This is a genomic window from Paraburkholderia xenovorans LB400 (assembly GCF_000013645.1).
GTDB classification, from domain to species: domain Bacteria; phylum Pseudomonadota; class Gammaproteobacteria; order Burkholderiales; family Burkholderiaceae; genus Paraburkholderia; species Paraburkholderia xenovorans.
Genome location: NC_007951.1, coordinates 2,945,156 through 2,964,728, shown reverse-complemented (window position 1 = coordinate 2,964,728; position 19,573 = coordinate 2,945,156). Strand labels below are relative to the sequence as shown.

18 protein-coding genes are annotated in these 19,573 nt (G+C 63.4%); 14 read left to right on the top strand and 4 right to left on the bottom strand.

Annotated features, from left to right (window positions below; translation table 11 throughout):
- Positions 1-8 precede the first annotated feature (8 nt).
- Genes BXE_RS13165 through BXE_RS13140 form a run of 6 tightly spaced genes read left to right on the top strand, consistent with a single transcriptional unit; the run spans position 9 to position 7,108 of the window.
- Positions 9-383, top strand: a complete 375-nt coding sequence (locus BXE_RS13165) for a hypothetical protein (protein ID WP_011488791.1) — start codon at positions 9-11, stop codon at positions 381-383.
- Positions 380-2,107: a type IV secretory system conjugative DNA transfer family protein gene (locus BXE_RS13160; RefSeq protein WP_011488790.1), complete on the top strand. Its 1,728-nt coding sequence runs from the start codon at positions 380-382 to the stop codon at positions 2,105-2,107. Before BXE_RS13165 ends, BXE_RS13160 begins: the two co-directional genes overlap by 4 nt.
- On the top strand, positions 2,104-3,969 hold the full coding sequence (locus tag BXE_RS13155) for a PriCT-2 domain-containing protein (protein ID WP_011488789.1): 1,866 nt from the start codon (positions 2,104-2,106) through the stop codon (positions 3,967-3,969). Before BXE_RS13160 ends, BXE_RS13155 begins: the two co-directional genes overlap by 4 nt.
- Before the next feature lie 55 nt (positions 3,970-4,024).
- A complete protein-coding gene (locus BXE_RS13150) occupies positions 4,025-5,545 on the top strand; it encodes an LPD7 domain-containing protein (protein ID WP_011488788.1) in 1,521 nt (506 codons plus the stop codon).
- A gap of 8 nt (positions 5,546-5,553) precedes the next feature.
- Positions 5,554-6,093 (top strand): hypothetical protein, encoded by a 540-nt coding sequence (locus BXE_RS13145; RefSeq protein ID WP_011488787.1) that lies wholly within the window; start codon positions 5,554-5,556, stop codon positions 6,091-6,093.
- Between the two features lies 1 nt (position 6,094).
- Complete coding sequence (locus BXE_RS13140) at positions 6,095-7,108, top strand: relaxase/mobilization nuclease domain-containing protein (protein ID WP_011488786.1); 1,014 nt, start codon at positions 6,095-6,097, stop codon at positions 7,106-7,108.
- 229 nt (positions 7,109-7,337) lie between these two features.
- Here BXE_RS13140 and BXE_RS13135 read toward each other — a convergent pair whose 3' ends face one another.
- Entirely contained in the window at positions 7,338-8,255 is a 918-nt protein-coding gene (locus BXE_RS13135; RefSeq protein WP_011488785.1) for an AraC family transcriptional regulator, read from the bottom strand.
- Between the two features lie 101 nt (positions 8,256-8,356).
- Here BXE_RS13135 and BXE_RS13130 point away from each other — a divergent pair, with 101 nt between their 5' ends.
- The 4 genes from BXE_RS13130 (at position 8,357) to BXE_RS43335 (ending at position 12,697) form a co-directional block, all read left to right on the top strand.
- Entirely contained in the window at positions 8,357-9,268 is a 912-nt protein-coding gene (locus tag BXE_RS13130; protein ID WP_011488784.1) for an SDR family oxidoreductase, read from the top strand.
- Positions 9,269-9,290: 22 nt separating this feature from the next.
- Entirely contained in the window at positions 9,291-10,256 is a 966-nt protein-coding gene (locus BXE_RS13125; protein ID WP_011488783.1) for an SDR family oxidoreductase, read from the top strand.
- An 81-nt stretch (positions 10,257-10,337) separates the two neighbouring features.
- Positions 10,338-12,134: a CocE/NonD family hydrolase gene (locus tag BXE_RS13120; RefSeq protein ID WP_011488782.1), complete on the top strand. Its 1,797-nt coding sequence runs from the start codon at positions 10,338-10,340 to the stop codon at positions 12,132-12,134.
- A gap of 2 nt (positions 12,135-12,136) precedes the next feature.
- Positions 12,137-12,697: an SAM-dependent methyltransferase gene (locus tag BXE_RS43335; RefSeq protein ID WP_011488781.1), complete on the top strand. Its 561-nt coding sequence runs from the start codon at positions 12,137-12,139 to the stop codon at positions 12,695-12,697.
- 39 nt (positions 12,698-12,736) lie between these two features.
- Here BXE_RS43335 and BXE_RS13110 read toward each other — a convergent pair whose 3' ends face one another.
- Complete coding sequence (locus BXE_RS13110; RefSeq protein WP_011488780.1) at positions 12,737-13,252, bottom strand: DUF2867 domain-containing protein; 516 nt, start codon at positions 13,250-13,252, stop codon at positions 12,737-12,739.
- A 140-nt stretch (positions 13,253-13,392) separates the two neighbouring features.
- Positions 13,393-13,986: an FMN-dependent NADH-azoreductase gene (locus BXE_RS13105; protein ID WP_011488779.1), complete on the bottom strand. Its 594-nt coding sequence runs from the start codon at positions 13,984-13,986 to the stop codon at positions 13,393-13,395.
- Here BXE_RS13105 and BXE_RS13100 point away from each other — a divergent pair.
- From BXE_RS13100 to BXE_RS13085, 4 genes are all read left to right on the top strand, one after another.
- Complete coding sequence (locus BXE_RS13100) at positions 13,972-14,481, top strand: winged helix-turn-helix transcriptional regulator (RefSeq protein WP_233518779.1); 510 nt, start codon at positions 13,972-13,974, stop codon at positions 14,479-14,481. The genes BXE_RS13105 and BXE_RS13100 overlap by 15 nt on opposite strands.
- Positions 14,482-15,406: 925 nt before the next feature.
- Positions 15,407-15,868, top strand: a complete 462-nt coding sequence (locus tag BXE_RS13095; protein ID WP_011488776.1) for a hypothetical protein — start codon at positions 15,407-15,409, stop codon at positions 15,866-15,868.
- 9 nt (positions 15,869-15,877) lie between these two features.
- On the top strand, positions 15,878-16,570 hold the full coding sequence (locus tag BXE_RS13090; protein WP_011488775.1) for a protein mobD: 693 nt from the start codon (positions 15,878-15,880) through the stop codon (positions 16,568-16,570).
- Positions 16,563-17,237 (top strand): hypothetical protein, encoded by a 675-nt coding sequence (locus BXE_RS13085; RefSeq protein ID WP_011488774.1) that lies wholly within the window; start codon positions 16,563-16,565, stop codon positions 17,235-17,237. Before BXE_RS13090 ends, BXE_RS13085 begins: the two co-directional genes overlap by 8 nt.
- A gap of 45 nt (positions 17,238-17,282) precedes the next feature.
- Here BXE_RS13085 and BXE_RS13080 read toward each other — a convergent pair whose 3' ends face one another.
- A complete protein-coding gene (locus tag BXE_RS13080) occupies positions 17,283-19,466 on the bottom strand; it encodes a ParB/RepB/Spo0J family partition protein (RefSeq protein WP_011488773.1) in 2,184 nt (727 codons plus the stop codon).
- Positions 19,467-19,573 lie beyond the last annotated feature (107 nt).

Here is a 19,573-nt window from a genome sequence, read left to right as displayed (position 1 = left end):
GGATGGCCATGACCGGACCATCCTCCCGTCTGCTTCAGCATGCCCGACCGGCAGCGGTGACGCTGGTCGTGCTGATATGCCTTCTTGGCGGACTGGCCGCATCGCTCTGGCTCGCGTCGTTTTTCCTGTACGCGAGCCTGCGGATCAATCCATTGCACGCGGGCCTGTCGGGCTGGCTCGACGCCGCGCTGGCCTGGCGGCACGGTCTGATGCCGAACGCCGGTCGCAAGCTTGCGGGGGCTGCGCTCTTTGGCGTGCTGCTGTCTTTCGGCGGCCCGGTGTTCGGGCTGCACGCATTGTTCGAACGCTCGGGCCGACGCCGTCTCTACGGCAGCGCGCGCTTTGCGAGGGAGGCGGAGATCCGCCGGGCGGGACTGCTATGACGACGCACGCATCGCCCGCATACCCCGGTTCCCTGCCTGCGATTGTCGTGGGCGTATGGCGTGGCCGTTACCTGCGGTTCGCCGGCCAGCAGTTCGTGCTGCTGGCCGCACCCGCGCGCTCGGGCAAGGGCGTTGGCGTCGTGATCCCGAACCTGCTCAGTTTTCCGGATTCGGTCGTGGTGCTCGACGTGAAGCAGGAGAACTACGCCGTGACAGCGGGTTTCAGAAAAGCCTGTGGGCAAGACGTGTACCTTTTCAATCCGTTCGCCGAGGACGGTCGCACGCATCGCTACAACCCGCTGTCGGCGATCTCGGACGGTCTGTTCCGGGTGGGCGACATTCTCGCGATCGGCTACGCGCTGTATCCACCCGGCGGCCACGACGATTTCTGGAAAGACCAGGCCCGAAACCTGTTCCTTGCCATCGTATTGCTGCTGTGCGAGTGGCGCGATGCGCGTCGCGCCGGCAAGGGCACGTCGATCCCGAATTATCCGGTCACGATGGGCGAGGTACTGCGGCAGTCCTCGGGCAACGGCATGCCGGTCAAGACGTATCTGCAGCGCGCGCTGGTTCAGCATCGGGATCTGCTGTCCGGGCAGTGTGTCGACGCGCTGAACCGCTTCCTGTCGAACGACGACAAGGTGCTGGCGAGTGTGCTGGCGACGTTCAACGCGCCGCTGACAATCTGGGCCAATCCGGTTGTCGACGCAGCCACCAGCGCGAACGATTTCGATCCGCGCGATCTGCGTCGGCGCCGTATCTCCGTCTATATCGGCGTGACACCCGATCACCTGGCCGAAGCGGCGCTGATCGTGAACCTGCTGTTTTCGCAGGTGATCAACCTGAATACGAAGCAGCTGCCCGAGGCTGATCCCACGCTCCGGTTCCAGTGTCTGCTGCTGCTCGACGAGATGACGGCGATCGGCAAGATCCACATTCTTGCCCGCGCGGTGGCCTACATGGCGGGCTACAACCTGCGCCTGCTGTCGATCGTCCAGTCGATCGCGCAGCTCGAGTCGGTCTATGGACGGGCCGATGCGCGCACCTTCGTCACGAACCACGCGATGCAGATTCTCTATGCGCCGCGCGAGCAGAAGGACGCCAACGACTACTCAGAGATGCTGGGCACGCTGACGGATCAGTCGCGCAGCGTCAGTCGCTCGAACGCGATCTTCGGCGGGCGGGGCGGGTCGAGCGAGAACGTGTCCGAGCAGCGCCGGCCGCTGCTGTTGCCGCAGGAACTGAAGGAGCTGGGGCGCGAGAAGGAAATCATCGTGCTCGAAAACACCAAGCCGATCCTGGCCGACAAGCTCTGCTACTGGCGCGATCCCGAGTTTGCCGCGCGCGTGATGACCGCACCCGAGGTGCCCGCGATGAACCTCGCGCACTTCAGCGCCGTGGTCGAAAGGCGGTTGCGTGACCTGCATCCGGACGAGATTGATCCGGACGGCGCGGGCCTGATCAACCTGCCGCCTGAATACCTCGAAGTGCTGCAGGCATGGGACCCGCGCGACCTGCCGCCGAACCTGGCAGATATCAGCGAGGACGACGCGGTGGCTTACGTGGAGCGGCATTTCATGCTGCTCGGCGTGCCCGCGAAGAAAGTCGAGCTAGCCCGCCGCCGTCTGGTTGCTGGTGATCTCGATGTCGCCGAACTTGATTTCGTTGCGCCGGCACGGCGCGCCATGTCGAATGGTTCGCAGGCGACGGGAGTGCTGCAATGAGCACGCCCTATGCGAACGAGGCCGAGCGCGCGCGTGCCGCCCTTGCTGCGGTCCCGGCCGACGACTACGCGACCTGGGTCGATATGGCATTCGCGCTCAAGCACGGATTCGGTGACGAGGGTTTCGAGATCTGGGATGCCTGGAGTCGCACGGCCGCCAACTATAACGACCGGGCGGCGCGCACGACGTGGCGCTCGGCCAGTGCGTCGGGCGGCAAGACGCTGGCCACGCTGTTCTGGCACGCGCGCCAGCACGGTTTCGATCTCAGCCGCACACATTACCCCGATCAGATGACGGCCGTGCTGGCGCCGTCCGTTGAAGTGCTCGCGCGGCGTGAGCGCGACGAGGCGCAGCGACAGGCACGCCATGCGGCCGTCGCGCGCGAGGCCGCATCGATCTGGCAATGGGCGCGTCCGGTCGGGCCGGTGCATCCGTATCTTGAGCGCAAGCACCTGGAACCGATGGACACGCTGCGTGAACTGGATGCGCTGGAGCTGCACGCATTGCTCGGTTATGCACCGGCCAGCGAGGAGCAGACGCTCGCGGGACGTGTGCTGATCGTGCCGGTCTGGAACGACCGCTCCATGTCGACGCTGGAACTGATCGACGAGAAGGGACTGAAGTCGTCGCTGGCCGGTGGCGTGAAAAAGGGCGGCTACTGGATGACGGAGTCGACGCTGGTGCCAGACGCCGAGTCGTCGCTGATCCTGATTGCCGAGGGCGTGGCGACGGCATTGTCCGCGTCGCGTGCCACCGGCTGGTTCGCGGTGGCGGCGCTGTCGAGCGGAAACCTGTCGCTGGTGGCGACGCGCCTGCGCGAGCGCTATCCCGAAGCGGACCTGATCGTGCTCGGCGAACTGGGCCGCGGCGAAGCGCAGGCCCGGCAGGCGGCAGAAGACGCGCAGGCGCGCGTGGCCTGGCCGCAGTTCGCCGCCGACGCGCGTATCGACGACAAGGTGCCGAACGATTTCAGCGACATGGCGGTGCTCTCGGGCTTCGAGGCGGTCGGTGCGTACCTGCGTGAGGTGGTCCGTTCTGTCGGGAAAGCGGACGGCGTGAACGTGATTGAAATGGGCGAGCGTGAGGAGGGCGGAGAAGTGGGCAACGTCAAGGAAAAGCTGCTGTCCGACGAAGGTGGCAGTCCGCGTCGTCGGTCATCGAAGCGAAGCACATCGAAACAGGCTGGACCGGATGTACTCACAGCAGGCGAGCCACCGGCCGCTGCTGAACCGGCGGCGGCCGCACCGGCAGACTCTCCGGCCACCGCATTGTCGGATGCGGTTCCGCCGACGGTGCCGGCCGCCAGTCCCTCGCGTCTTCCGCCATCGCGTCCGCCGGTCGGCGAACCCCTGTTTGCTGTGGGTGATGTGCCGAACGAGATCAAGGCGCTCGCCGAACACCGGTTCGGTTCGCCGCTGAAGATGGGTACGCCGCGCGAGAACGGCGGGCCGTATCGCGGTGAGGTGTTTTACACCGAGCACTACCTGATCCAGGAGGTCGCGACGCGCAGCGTCGTGTTTCACCGCAAGGATCAGATGACCTTTGTTTCCGACCGTCTGAAATGGATGAACGACAACGCGCGGCTGAATGGTTCCGAGCTGCAGGTCGGCTACGACGGCAGCGAAGCGAAAGTTTATCCGTGGGACCGCGCGCGCGATCTGCTTGACCGGGCCGTGCGTTCACTGAAGAAATCCGCGCAGGAGCTGAACTTCAGTCCCAATCTCGAAGGCATGCTCGACCAGTTGCAGGCGCGGTCGTGGGCACGCATCCGGGAATGGCGGACCGAAGCACTGGAGAAAGCGAAGGAGCCGGCGAAGGAGCCAGGTTCTTCCCGCGAGCCGGGCGCGCACCCCGATCGATAGCAGATGGCTCGCGACTCGCGGGCAAGACCGTTCCTGAAGGATATGAGGTGGCGATATGGCTCAGACAACTTCGGCTCATGAGGCCGATCCGGTCATCAACGTGATCGAGCAGGACGTACCGGGCGGCGACGGCGGTCCGGTGCAGTCCGAGGTTTATCCGGGCACGCTGGATTCGGCCGCGATGGATGCGGTCTCTGCGAGGCGCCGGCGTGAGTTCGACGCCGCCCGCGCAAGGTTGCGCGACCAGGCAGTCCGGGACGATCCCGGTGCGGGAGCACACGCGGCGCAGCAGGGAGGAGCACCGGCACCGGCCGGAATGGCGTCTGCGGTCGATCGTGGTTACGTGCCGCTTGAGCGGCCGCCCGAGCGCGTGACCAAACGCTATATGCGCTCGGGCAACCAGTATTTCCTGAAGGACGCGCCGTTCCAGCTCGCCTTCGAGGACCTGGGACCGTACCTCGTCACCGAGCATAACCGGCCGGACGTGGTCGAGTCGATGCTCGACATGGCACATGCCAAATCGTGGCAACGCATCCGCGTGTCGGGCCACGAAGCATTCCGCAGCGAGGTCTGGCTGCAGGCGACATTGCTGGGTATCGAGGTGAGCGGCTACGAGCCGAAGGCGGCGGACCTGGCGCGTCTCGCCGATGCCCGGCAGGCGCGGCTCGACAATCGTATCGAGGTGGCGACGGCGGCAGCTACGGGGCAACAGAGCCGCGCGGATGCGCAGTCGCCCGTGTTTCCGGTGACGCCTTCTGTTGCCGCAGCTACCGTCAATGGAACGTCATCTCCTGCGCGGGTGCACGATGTTGTGCGGGAACCGCGCACCCCGCAGGCGGACCGGAAAGCAGGCAGCGACGAACCCGATGCGCCGAGGCGTTATGCCGGTGAACTGCGCGAGCATGGCAGCGCGCCGTACCTGCATAATCCCGCGCGCACTGACTCCTATTACGTGGTATTCCGCGATCCGGCAGGCGTCGATCAGGCAGTGTGGGGTGTCGACCTCGAACGCGCCGTGCGTGAGTCGGGAGCTGGCGTCGGCCAGGAGGTCGTCCTCGAAAATCTCGGCAAGCGCCTCGTGACGGTGCGCGTGCCGGTCTTCGACGGCGAAGGCAACGTGGTGCGCGAGGAAGACAAGGACGTTTACCGGAATACCTGGCAGGTCGACGTCGTGCAGCGCGACCGGGAGTCGGCCATTCCCGCGCAACCCGATCGTCCCTCGGATGACGCGCACGTCGCCGATTCCCTGGCCGCGCATGTTACGGAGGCACCTCCGCGCCGTCAGCATGATGCCCGACATCCGGAAAACGACTGGGTCATGCAGATGACCGTGCTGGCGACGGCGATGCGGGAACAGGGTTTCGGAGAACGTTCGATCGCCCGCGTGCAGCAGCGTGCCGAACGGATGCTCGTTGCCTTCGGGAAGGAGGGCGTCTCCGTCCCGCCGCCGAAGGTATTCGATCCGAAGGCGCCGTCGGGCCGGGATCAGCGCAGGCGTTCGGCACCGGAGCGGACCCTTGCGCCTGAAATCGATCGCGAGCCGGCCGCGCCGGCACCGATGTCGCCGTCACGCTGAGGCAGATCGTGGCCGCGCGTGAGCGTCTGTGCGTCGAACTCGGTGCCGTCAGGCTGCGCTGGGACGACTGGTGTGCGCGTCGTGGTCTGACGGCCGGCGAAGGCGCCCGCCAACTGATCATGGCCGCGATCCATGATGATGAGGGCGATGTCCAATCCGCCACCGTCATGCGCGATCTGATCAGACCCGTGGTTGGCGAACCTCGCACCCGCATCGAGATCCGGCTGACGGCGTCTGAACTGGCTGCCGTAGATGAGCGGGCGTGGGCGGCAGGCCTGAGCGGAAACCGCTGGATTGTGTCGCTGGTCCGCGCGCAGTTGACGCGCGAGCCACAGCTCGGCGAGTACGAGATGCGCGCGCTGTCGGAATCCAGTCAGCAACTGGCTGGCATCAATCGTCTGCTGGGCCAGCTTGTCCGTTCCGGCGTGGCTGAACTGGCGACTCCAGACCGGATGCCGGACTGGGCGGATATGCGGGACCGGATCGACGCCCATCTGCGTGCCACATCGAGCGTCATTCGCGCAAACCTTGACCGATGGAGCCGCTGATATGCCCTATCCAAAAATCTACATCGACGCGATGCTCGTGAACTGGGGCGACCGGCTGTTTCAGGAGCCGCTGCGGCACGCTCGAGCTGCGCGGCTCTCGCATGTTGATATCCGGGACGAAGCCGCCCGCATGCGAGCCAAGATCGCACGCACGCTCCGGCGCACGCCCGAGGTAATGGTCAAGATCACGAACAAGGCCGCGAGCGCCCAGGGCATGGGGGCCGTGCGCCGACACCTGCGCTACATCTCGCGCAACGGCCAGGTCGAACTGGAAGACCAGAACGGCGATCGAATCGCGGGCGTCGAGGCATTGCGTGATCTGACGCGGGCCTGGCAGCTCGGCGGATGGGGCATCCCGGAGAGCAGCACACGTCGCGAGGTATTCAATGTCCTGCTGTCGATGCCGCCGGGCACGGACAGGCGGGCCGTGCGCGATGCGGCACGCGACTTTGCGGCACAGGAGTTCGGCGATGGCCGAGCGTATGCATTTGCGGCGCACGACGATGAAGCCCATCCGCATGTGCATCTGAGCGTACAGGTTCGTGGCCCAGATGGGCGGCGCCTGAATCCGCGGCGCAAGGATCTGCAGCGGTGGCGTGAGCACTTTGCAGAGCAACTGCGCGAGCACGGCGCCGACGCCAATGCGACGCCCCGGCGTGTGCGTGGCGTGACGCAGCGTTATCCGAAACCCGCTGTCGTTCACATGATCGCGCGCGGCGAGACGCCGGGATACTGGAAGCCGCTGCCGGCCGATACGCAGCGTGACGCAGGCTGGGTCGCGCACGGCGGGGTGTTCGCTGCCTGGCGGGAATTGGCTTATGCGATGGCGAGATCGCGTGCGCGCGAGGATCGCTCGATGGCCGTCGAGATGGCATATTTCGTCGGCGGCATGCCGGTGCAGCGGGACCGGCCCGTGGTGGAGCGAGTGCAGGACGCACGGTCCGAGCGGTCCGATTCGCAGGTTCCAGACGCCAGAGATTGGCCAGACGATGTCGGACCGGGCGTGGATCGGTGACGGCAAGAGTGCAGCGTGGCTATACCTATCGTGCCGTGGATCGGTGAGTCTGGTTTTTGCAACTATTTACTGAGTGTTCGCTTTAACCCATCCAGGCTTGCCAAGCTCGATCAAACGCCGGGAGGGCTAATCGAACTGAACGCAGCTTTGCTCGGCCGGCTCGTTATGCGTATTCCAGGCCGGACGTAAGTGTGTTCATGGTTCGAGCGGAGGTCGTCTCGGTCCCGCTTTAGCCGCCGTTGGTTTGCCGGCGACCGTACTGTCGCGGGGCGCACTTCATGATCCGTTTGAAAGCTGCGCTGAAAGACTTTTCCGAGTCATACCCGAGCGCCAGGCCGATTTCAGCAATCGAGTCGCGCGAGTGCGTCAGCCTCGCAGCGGCGAGGTTCATACGCCAGCGCGTCAGATAGTCCATCGGCGAGAGCCCGACGAGCTCCTTGAACCGAAGGGCGAAACTCGTGCGCGACATGGCAGCCTGCTCCGCCAGCGTCTGTAGGGTCCATTTTGCGCCGGGCGTCTCGTGCATGGCGTTGATCACCGCGCGCATCCGTTTATCCGCGAGCGCGTAAAGCCAGCCGACGGCTTCGTTACGCCCGCCTGCGAACTGCAGCCGCAACGCCTGGACAAGCACAAGGGTAGCCAGCTGCTGCGCGACAATGCCACCACCCGGCTGGGGCTCGCGCAATTCCTCTCTCATGCGCTCGATACACCATCGCAGCGTTGACGGGCCCGGTTCCTCCCGAATGTGGATGACCGCAGGGAGCACGTTTAAAAGCAGATCGGCCTGACCGTCGGCCAGCGTGAAATATCCGCCCACGCTGAGGAATTCGCCGCCACCCTTGTGCGTCACGATACGGCCATCCCTGATCTGCGGGACGAGTGTACCGAACGCGACCGGCTCTGCCGCAAGATTGCTCGCGATGCAAAAGGACTTGCCTCGCGCGAGCAGAAAGCATTCTCCTTCGGTGACCTCAAGGGGCTCGGGTTCGCCATCAACGCTAAGCCAGCACCGGCCCCGCAGCACCGCATGAAACTTGATTCCGTCGAAGGGCCCAAAACGCACGGCCCAGTCGCCGGCCGCATCGAAGCCGCCGGAAACGTAACTTTGCAGTTTCAGGAGGGACAACACATCCGATAGTGTATCCATGACGAAGTTCGAACGATTGAATACCAGAAACGAACTCTAAGGCATGGATCGTTCCGATTCAACGCCCTATGCTGTACCCGTAACTGAACGGGAGAGGTGCGGTGAGAATATTCGTAACCGGGGCGACCGGCTGGGTCGGCTCCGCAGTTGTGAGTGAATTGCTCGGGGCAGGCCATCAGGTCACGGGCTTGGTCCGGTCAGTAGAGCGGGCCGCCGATCTGGATACGGCCGGCGTGCGGACGCTCGTGGGATCGCTCGAAGATACCAGGCGCCTGCAGGAAGGCGCTTCCGAAGCCGATGCAGTGATACATACCGCGTTCAATCACGACTGGTCCCGCTTTGCCGAGAACAGCGGCGTAGAACGGCGGGCGATCGAAGCGATCGGTGCGGTGCTCGAAGGATCGGACCGCCCCTTCCTCGTTACCTCCGGCGTGGTCTTGTTGGCCCCGGGTCGAATCGCGACGGAGCAAGACGTCGCGCCACCGGTTTCAGAGCGATTCCCCCGGGCGTCGGAGGCGGCCGTGAGGGAATTGTCCGCGCGGGGCGTACACGCCACCACGATACGCCTCGCGCCATCGGTTCACGGTCTGGGCGACCACGGTTTTGTGCCGCGTCTCGCGGCCATTGCGCGGGAGAAGGGCGTGTCGGCCTATGTGGGCGATGGGCTCAACCGCTGGCCCGCCGTTCATCGGCTCGACGCGGCCCGTGTCTACCGTCTGGCTCTCGAGAACGTGACAGCGGGGCCGTTCCATGCAATCGGCGAAATGGGCGTGGCGCTCAGGGATATCGCCGCGGCGATAGGCCGTAGCCTGGGCCTGCCGCTAGTTTCCCTTTCTGCCGAAGAAGCCGCCAAGCATTTCGGATGGTTCGCACCCTTCGTGGCGATCGACGCCCCTGCGGACAGCCGTCACACGCAAGCGATACTGGGCTGGTCGCCGCAGCACCAGTGTCTCCTCGCGGATCTTGCCGATCCCGGTTACTTCCGCGTCGAATCGACTGGCTCGTCCGATTGAAGCGGGACTGAATGAGACAACCATGCGGATCTTCATCACTGGCGCGACGGGCGTCCTCGGTTTCGCGGTCGTTCGCGAACTTATCGCGGCGGGCCACGCGGTGACAGGCCTCGTGCGTTCGGCGCATGCCGTCGCCCCGCTCGAGGCAGTGGGGGCGAGGGCATGTCGCGGAACGATCGAGGATACCGACATCTTGCGCCAGGAGGCTGCGCTCGCCGACGGTGTGATCCATACCGCCTTCTTCCACGCGCTCTCGCATGCCAGCCTGGGCATTCGCGCACGGATACTTTTCGGCGGCCCGCCGGTCCGTATCGTCGAACGCTTCGCGGCCGCGGCGGTCGCTGTGGATCAGCGCGCCATCGAGACGTTCGGCGAGGCACTCGGGGCACGAAAGGTCTCGCTGGTCATCGCCTTTCCGACCATGGCGATGGCAGCAGGGCGGCACGCGCTGGAGACCGACGATGCCGATCGCGCAGCCGTCGGCGGTGCAAGGGCGCGCTCCGAGCAGGCCGCAGTTGACCTTGTGCGGGCCGGCGTGAACGCCTCCATCGTTCGTCTGCCGCCCACGGTACATGATGAAACGAAGCTCGGGCTCGTCACGCGGTTGATCGAGATTGCACGGAAAAAGCGGATGTCCGCCTGTCCCGGTGATGGGTTCAACCGATGGGCCGCCGTTCACAGGCTGGACGCATCGCGGCTGTTTCGGCTTGCGCTCGAAAACGGCGAGCCCGGGGACCGCTATCACGGCGCGGCCGAGGAGGGCATGCCGTTCCGCGATATCGCCAACGCGATTGGACGCTATCTCGACGTCCCTGTGGTGCCTTTGCCCGCTAAAGACTGTGCGAGGCATTTCGGCTGGCTTGCGCCATTTGTCGCTGCGGACAATCCGGTTTCCAGTCAGATGACACGGGAACGCCTGGGTTGGACGCCACAGCATCCGTCATTGATGAACGACCTTGCGGCCGCCTTGCGCGATCGGGGCCGCTAAAAGCCAACTTCGCCCAGCGGCGGGTACCGAGCCGGGATGAGGCGGCGCAGTTGCCACACCAATAAATCAGGAGTTCTTATCATGCATTCCAGGCGAATCTTGCTGTGGGTCACTGCCTTGCTGATCGCGTTTGCCCAGCCTTGTCTGGCCGAGCAGGTCGATAGCGGCGTTCCCGGCATGATTTTCGACCATGACGTACCGGTCACGATGACCGATGGCGTACAGTTGCGCGTCAACATCTATCGTCCCGAAAAGTCCGGCCGATATCCGGTGCTCATGTTGATGGGGCCCTACGGGAAGGATACGAGCATGGCGGATGCGCCAGCCTATAAGACATCGTGGGGCAAGCTGATCGCGAAATATCCAGACCTCTGCAGGAAATCCTCGTGCCGCTACATCCGGTTCGAGGCGCCCGATCCCGAGCGGTGGGTGGCCGACGGTTACATCGTCATCCACGCCGACGTTCGCGGGGCCGGCGCATCTCCGGGCGTGCTCGACCCCTTCTCGCCGCGGGAGACTGAAGACTACGCCACGCTGATTACCTGGGCGGCCCGGCAGACCTGGAGTTCGGGAAAGGTCGGTCTGCTCGGCACTTCTTTCCAGGCGATCAATCAGTATCAGGTGGCCGCGTTACAGCCAGAAGGGCTTGCCGCGATACTGCCCTGGGAAGGCGCGTTCGATCAGTATCGGGAGATCGCATACTATGGTGGCATTCTGAACGTTGCATGGGAGTTCTGGTGGACCCATCAGGTGGTCCCCAATCAGAACGGCAATGCGCAGACGCCCCTGGTCGATTCGATCAATGGTGGCACGGATACGGGGGCGCCTCTTGCCCCGGACGTCTTGAAGCAAAACCGCGTCGATCCCGTTGAAGCCTTTGCGCAGCACCCGTTCGACGACACCTATTATCGGCAGCGCACGCCCGACGCCAGCCAGATCAAGGTCCCGCTGCTCGACGTTGCGAACTGGACGGACTGGAGTACCGCCGGCTATCGCTTCGCCGCCAGCAAGGGCAAATGGCTGCGGATTCAGACCGGCGACCATCTGACGCCTTTCTATTCGGACGAGGCGCTCGCGCTGCAAAAGCGCTTCTTCGATCATTTCCTGAAGGGCGTGGACAATGGCTGGGAGAAAGAGCCGCGCGTTGCGGTGCAGATCCGCCGGCCCAACGGGACAGTCTGGAGGAATGCTGGCGCCTGGCCGCTACCCGGCACACGTTGGCAATGCTACTATCTCGATGCGGCGAACGCTTCGATGGCGCCGGGCCTGGAGCATCTGGCGTCCGCCCAGAAATCGTACGCCGGACTTGGCGATGAGCTCACTTTCACGACGAAGCCCTTCAGCAAGGAGACGGAATTCACCGGCCCGATCGGCGTGAGGTTGTGGGTCGGTTCGTCGACGGCGGATATGGATATCTTCGCGGCCCTCAGGCTGATTGATCCGCAGGGAAGGGACGTTACCTTTATCGGCAACAGCGATCCGAACGTGCCACTGGATCTCGGATATTTGCGCGTGTCGCACCGCGCTGTCGACCGGACGAAATCGACCCTCTACCAGCCTTTCCACCCTCATGTCGCTTCTGAGCCGATGACGCCCGGGCGGCTCTATCCCGTCGACGTCGAATTTACCGAGCCGACTAGCATCGTCATTCCAAGGGGCTATCGACTTGCGTTAACGATCCAGGGCAAGGATTTCGGATACGGACCGGATGCGAACATTGTGCACGCTAACGATTACCCCCTTCCCGACGCCCACAACTCAGGGCTCTTTTTCGCCGCTCATCCGAACCGGGACGCAAAGCTGTATGGCGGAACGAACACGGTCGCGACCGGCAGGGACCATGCGTCGTACCTCCTGCTGCCGCGCATTCCGCCTTGATCATGACGCTGCTGTCGTATGTGACCGTCGCCCTGACGCTGCTCGCGGGCCTCTCTCTCGTGATTTTCGCGGCGGTCACAGGCGTGCCGACGCTTTCGTCGAGGGGCGTCGAAGCCTCCGACGTCATTGCACTGCTCAAACAGGCAAACCTCGCCCGGTCTGCCGTGATCATCGATCTGGGAAGCGGGTGGGGCGGACTGGTAGTGGCAGTCGCGCGCGCGTTTCCCGAAGCTACGGTCGAAGGGATCGAGATATCGCCATTTCCGTACCTGATTTCACGCCTGAGAGCGTCTGGATTGCCGAACGTTACGCTCAGGTGGGGGAACTTCCATCGCAGTAATCTTCGCAGCGCCCACGCGATCGTTTGCTATCTGATGCCGTCGGTTATGCCGGCGGTAACCAATCTGCTCGACAGGAACCTGAAGCCGGGCACTGTCGTGGTCTCCAATACATTCCTGTTCCGGGGACGCACGGCCTCCGCGGTTCGTCGAGCAAGCCGGCGCGGCCTCGTCGCGCTATATTTCTGGCCGGCCCTCCACTGGCTAGCCGACGACTACGAATAGGCGACGACGCCTCGTTGCAGCACCGATGTCCGCATCCGCTCAGGCGGGCCATCCGATCTTCTGAGCTTGACGAAGCGAGCCTCGCACGACCATGCGATGGAACGGCGCAATCAACGCGATATAAGCGCGGCCGAGCAGGCGGTTGTAGAAGACGAGCGTTGTCACGATTACCCGGCGAGGGTGTTCATCGGATGGTGGCTGCACGAGTACCGACACGCGGAAATTCAGATGCGTGTCGTCCTCCCCAAGCACGATCTCATTCGGATATCGCCCGAATATGCGGAAAATGTGCAGCCTGTCGCCGCCTGCGGCCGAGAGGTCCGCGGCGCGCTTTAGACCAAGCGGTCGTACCAGCAGGTCGCGCAATTTCAGCAGCGCCGCAATCCATTCGGGCTGATGGTCGAAGATGTGCCGGGCGATAGATTCCGCGTCGTGGGACGCGGCCTCCGGCAGATCGACCGAAAATGCGTCAGCAAAATCGGCTCTGCGGTAGCAGGACGTCAGTTGTGAGGATGCCGGCAAGCCGGCCTGTTCGATCTCCGCGGCTGTGTGCATATCCGATCACCGAAATGAAGTTGAGCCAGGTCCATGCGGTCGGAGCAGCGCGTCCCCGCTATCGACTGCCCGCCAGATGCAATCAATATAAACGGGGGACGTTCCCTCGCACTCGAAAATGTGCGAGGGCACCGCCGCTGTCAAGCTCCAGGGGCAGCCGGGGTGGCAGCGTTCGTAGAAACCTTGCTCGCCGCTTCAAGTGCGCTCGCGATCGAGGCGCGGCGCGCCTCCTCACTGCGCCCGAGTCCTTCCGCGACGACGAATTGGATATCGGAGACGCCTATGAACGTGAATACCGAGCGAAGCAGGGTCTCGGCGTGTTCGAACGCCTGATACGGGGAGCCCTCGCTGTAAACGTTGCCGCGCGCCAGCGCGACGATCACGCGCTTGCCCTGGGCAAGACCGATCGGTCCGTTCTCGCCGCGTGCGAAGGTCTTGCCGCGCACGACGATATGATCGATCCAGGCCTTGAGCTGGGTGGGAACCGAAAAATTGTAGAAGCCCGCCCCGATTACCACGATGTCGGTGTTGAGGAACTGCTGCACGTCGTTGCCGGTGTCGAGCGCCGTGAACGCGTCGAAGGAGAGATGGGGGAGCGGTTCGCGGGCAAGATCGCGATAGGTGACATTCACGGCGCCGTGTGTTTCGACGATCCGCTCGACAATGGCGGCGGAGAGCACGCGGCTCGCCGAGTTTGCGCCCATGATGCTGGAATCGAGATGAAGCAGGTTCACTTTTGGCCTCTGGTCTGGATTTGTGACCAGCACTATGCTATGCAAGTCGAGGCGATCCGCCAAGAACGCATATTTTTAGGACCAGGTCACATGGATATGCCTGCCTCACCGGGCGTCAGTACTCAATGCCATAAGGTTGGCAAGGTGCTCGCCATCGTTGGCGACAAATGGACGGTCATGATTGTCAGGGTACTGATTGATCGGCCACGCCGCTTCAACGAGATCAAACGGACCATCGGCGGGATCTCGCAGCAGATGCTTACGCGTACCCTGAAGGCACTCGAGCGCGACGGCATGGTGAGCCGCACGGTCTACCCGACGGTGCCTCCGCAGGTCGAATATGCCCTGACGCCGCTCGGACAATCCCTCGCCGTCCCGGTTCGTGCACTGGGTGCGTGGGCGGGAGAGCATCTCGACGAGATCGAGAGCAACCAGGCACGCTATGATCAGGACAAACATGCTCGCGCCACTCGACGCGGGACCGGGCAGGCCTGACGCCCGCAGGCGAAAGAGCAGCTCGCGTCGGTGATTAGCACACTGCGCCCTGGGAGTCATCGAAGGCGCCTCGTCGACCGTGACGACTGCGGCAAATGCCGACGACGGTTGCTCAACGTCAGCATTCGCCTCAGCAGCGCGCTCCCGGCGCTCTTCCAGTCGTACCCACTTGTGCAACTGGTTTACGTTCACGCAGGCCTTCAGCGCAAGGACAACCAGGTGGTTGGCGCTTTTTTTCCTCAATTTCAATCGTGCTTGGCGCCAAAAGCCGGCGGTAGCCTATCCTGCCATCCCCGATTTTTGTTTTGTTTTCGGTGCCGAGTGTGACTTTCGTGCACACGATGTGTAAGCCATGTGCAACAGAAATTCGAATCCGTGTAATCGCAGTGCGCGCTGCGTTTGACGTAGCGGTGCGAAGAAGTAATCGGCACGTGGGGGAGCGATTGATCCCCGGCACGTCAGGCGTAGTGGGGCGAACAGCATCTGTCGGTTCCCAGTGAATGGGCGGTGCGCTCGATGCATCGCGCGTGTCGTGCCGGTGATACCTCTGTTTCGCATGGCTATGAAGGTCTGCGCGAAGCGGACGCGCGTGTACAACGTTTGCTTGGCTATGGTAGAGCGAGACGAGTGAGCATCGCGTTCTCACGCCTGTGACACCAAATGCGCTTTGGTGGTTCTTCAGTGCGAGTCTGCAAGCACACGATGTTCAATGCGATTCGCGCCGGTGTGCGCTAACGGGCGAACAGATGAAAGGCCTGTGCGAATCAAGGAACTCTTTGATCAATGGTAAAAAATATTTGTTGTTCTGTCATATTCCTCTGCATTCCGATGTATTCCGTCATCGTCGAAAGCCGAACGAGGCAGGTGTTGACGACGGGTAAGGGCGTGCGCAAGATGCAGTGAAAGGTGTGTGTCGGAGTGAGTCATGTCGGGTGTCAGGAACTTCACGCGAGGGCAGTGGGAAGCGCTAGGGCGCAGGCTGGATGCGCTGCCGGAAAAAGCGAAACAGGAGCAACCGGTCAAGGTGGGCGACGGCGTGAAAGCCATACGGAGACAGATCGTCGCAGCGCGGGAGAAGGGATACACGATGCATGAACTGATAGAGCAGGCCGCGCAGGAAGGCATTGACGTGAGTCTCAATTCCCTGAGATATGCGATGCGCCGCGCCGACGGAAAGGGGCGAATGCGACGGGGCAGTCGGGACGCGGCGCGAGAGCCGGTGGCAGCGCCAACTAAGGGCGGGAAGTTAGCGCAAGCCGAAGCTCCACGCGATAACCCGCTACGCGCCGGATTACAGCAAAAGCGGGACAAGGGGGTAACCAGGCCGGGGCAACAGGTACAGGGCTTTCTCGGATTTCCGATCAGCCCGGATACCGAGAACTTGTAGAGGTTACGCATGGCAACGGAAAATCCCCCCATCTATATGGTCGGTGGCAGCAAGGGCGGTGTTGGCAAGAGTTTCGTGACGCTGGCGCTGGTCGATTACCTGCGACGGATGGAGGTCAATGTAGTGCTGGTAGAAACGGATACTTCCAACCCCGATGTGATGAAAGCGGTCCACGACGAGATCGAATGCGGGTCGTGTGATCTGGACGACGTCAGCGGCTGGATTGACTTCGTCAATTTCTGTGATCTGCACCCGGATGCGACCGTTGTCGTCAACACGGCGGCGCGGAGTCAGGCGGGCGTCGCACAGTACGGCGGGACGCTTGCGAGCACGCTCGATGAACTGGCCCGGCGTCTCGTCGTGTTGTGGGTAATCAACCGGCAGCGCGATAGCCTCGAATTGCTTCTCAGGTTCGGTGCGACGTTTCCGAATGCGATCACGCACGTCGTGCGCAATGGCTATTTCGGTTCGCCGGATAAATTCACCCTGTATCGGGACTCGCAATTGCGCAATGCTGTTGAGGCGCAAGGCCAGTCGCTGGATTTTCCCGATCTTGCGGATCGCGTTGCGGACGAACTGCGTAGCCAGCGCCTGTCAGTAAGCAAGGCGGCGGAAATGATGCATATGGGTGAGCGGGCGGAACTGCTGCGCTGGCGCGCAGTGTGCGGCACGATGTTCGCTAGAGTGACGCCTCATGCGTGAGAAGCGAGTGAGGTCGGCTGATGCGTTCGCCCGCCTGTTTCTCGAGGTCACGGGTGAATTGCCCGACGATGGCAGTCTCTTGCGGATGCGGCGGGTTTCCGGTGCGTTGCGCTTGCGGGACAACGACGCCCTGTGGTCGATGATCGTCGTGCTTGAATACTACGCACGGCTTTACGAGGCGATGCCCGATCGTATACGCAGGGCCGGGGATGGTGGCTTCGATGCAGTGCGTCGGGAAGCCGATGAGGCGACCGGGGTCTTGATGCGCCAGCACCGCGACGCGCTCGCGCGCTGCAAGGCGACGATCCAGCTGGCCGAGGACATGACCCGGGAACACGAAGCGAGGTACCAAGTTGCGCTGGCGTCGCTCAATGAGCAATCGATTGCCGCGCTCGCGGACGGGCTGGCCAACCGGGTCGCGAGGATCGCCGGTAACCGCCTTGTCGGCGCGGCGGCAGTAGCGGCGCGGGACCAGCGCGAACGGATGGATGAGGCGGTGGCCCTGTTTGAGAGCGCAATAGTGGACGCCATGAAACGGGTGCAGACGGGCATCCTGGTGACTGAACGGCGTTTGATTCACACGCTGGGGCGCCTGTTGGTCGTTGCGGCCTGCCTGTTTGTGACGTTGGTCGCTGCGGCATTCTGGATGGGTGAACACGCCCGATAAACGGTACTCCCCGCCTGCGCGCGGGCACAGGCGGAGATTGGGCTGTCACGCGGTGTGTTGCGTGGTTTCGGCATTCGCTATGCTGGCGGCGGTCGGGAAGGGCCACGCCGGGTGGTTTTCCTTCTCATGGGCCGTGTCAGCCGGAGCGTCAGTTTCCGGTGCCCTGGCTTCGTCCGCATTGGCGACCTGTGCGTTTTCCGCTTCATCCCCGTCAGCCTCATCGTCCGGGGCGTTCATCGCGCCGAGGGCCCGGATCGGCGGAACTTCCCGATCGGTGAGGACATCCGGGAGCCATGCGGACTTTGCCAGCCGCAGTTCGGCAGCAGCGGCGGCATCGCCTTTTTTCATCTTGCTGAGGTCAAGGGCAATCCTGGGCGAGACCGCCTGCATGGCGACGTCCACGATGCGTGCCTTGCTGACGTGGTCAAAATACGAGGCGCGGGTTGCCGTCCAGTATCGGGTCATGTCGAGCTGTAGCGCGTTGCTCAGAGCGTTGAGGGCGTGGGGGCCTTCCGTGCCGGTCACGCCGTCGAGCAGGGTGCCGGTGCAGAAGGCGAGCAGGTCCAGCAGCGTCGTGCCAGCATCCTGCTCGATCAGCCACGGCAGCAGATCGGCGAGATTCCTGGGGAGGGCCGCGAGCCACTGCTGGCGCTGTGCGCCGATGATGCCCCATGCGGTGCTGGCGGACAGATCGTCGGCGGCCTTCAGCAGCGCATCGTGGTTGCTGGTCGCGTTGAGTTCCAGACACTCCCGGCTCGACACGACACTATACCGCTCGGGGAAAGCGACCGGCGCGAGCCGGAACAGCAGCGCCGCGAGCGCGACGGACGGTTGCGCGATCAGTTCCGCATGGATGGCGGCGGTGCGATGGGCGCTCAGACGCTGGCAGAGCTTTGCGCTGTGAACCGGTGGGGACTTCGGGTTCGCCTCCTTGAGTGTGGCAACGGCGTGCCCGGTTGTCGCTGCACCCATGCCCCGCGCGGCATTGCTGTCATGGCGTACCAACCCGCGCTCGATGACAAGGTCGCCTTGCGGGTCGAGGATGATGAACGCACCGGCTTCGGCCATCTGCTGCGTGCTCCATGCCTGCGTGCGCATTTCGAGCGCCTGAATCGCGGCGGTGACGGTGTTCAGTTCGGTTTCGATCCGTTCGCCTTCCTCATAGGCGTTTTCATCATCCTCCGAAAGTGCGTCGTACTGTTTCGCGAGCGCGTCCTGCCGTGCGGTCAGGACATCCATTTCGCGCTGCTCATCCTCGGTATACGCGCGGTCGATCGGAGCGAGCCTGTCGTAGTGGTTCAGTTCGAGTACGTCACGCTCGATGCGCGTTTCGGTCCAGTTCCACCCCTCTGCGCGGACTTCCCCTGCCACGGTTTCGAGTTTTTCGCCCGCCAGACGTTGCAACAGTTCCGTGTCGGCGATGAATCCGGCATTTTCAGTGTCGCTGAACAGGTCGCGCCGGACAAAGCCGCCCGCCGTCTCGTAGGCGGCGAGTCCGACGAAGCGCACCAGACGGCTGCGGCTCACGTCAATCTCGGCTCGCGTGATCGCCTGACGGAGATACTGCGACGCGCGCTGCCAGTCGTTCGGCGCATCGAACCAGACGCGCTCCTGCGTTTCGTGATCATCGGCCAGTGCGAGCGCAGCAAGCTGGTCGAGGGTAATGCCGTCCTCACGCAGTAGCGCGAGCAGCTTCGGGGACACGCTGGCGAGCTTCATGCGCCGCCTGACCGTGAGCGGTGAAGCCGAAAAGAGCGCGGCGATGTAATCGATGCTGCGGCCTTCCTCAGCCAGCATCCGGTAGGAGCGCAACACGTCGAACGGGTCGAGTCCTTCACGCTCGCTGTTCTCGATCAGTGAAATCGCGAGCGCCTCGCCTTCACTCACGATCCGCACGGGCACCGGATAGTCGGCGGCGATGTGCTTCTGCTCGAATAGCAGGTCAAGCGCGGCCTCGCGGCGCTGGCCCGCGCAGACACCATACCGGCGTTGCTTGCCGCGTGATCCTTTCATTTCATGAACGACGAGATTTTGCAGCAGGCCCTTCGCAAGGATATTGGAGGCGAGACCGGGAATGCCGGACAGCGGCTGCGTGCGCGCATTGAGCGGTGAGCACCGCAGGCTGGAATACGGTACGGTCACGATGGGTTGTTCGTTGCCAAAGTGGGTTTCGAGCAAGGCGGTTGATTCGGCAGCACCACGATCGGTGGTTTCGGGTTGGGTTTGCATGACTGACTCCAGAAAATTGAAAGGAAAGTTCCGGGTCGCGTTTCTTCCGAACCCCGTCAGGACAGGACCCGGATAGGAGTCCTGACAGGTGAGGTTGGATTGGGGCG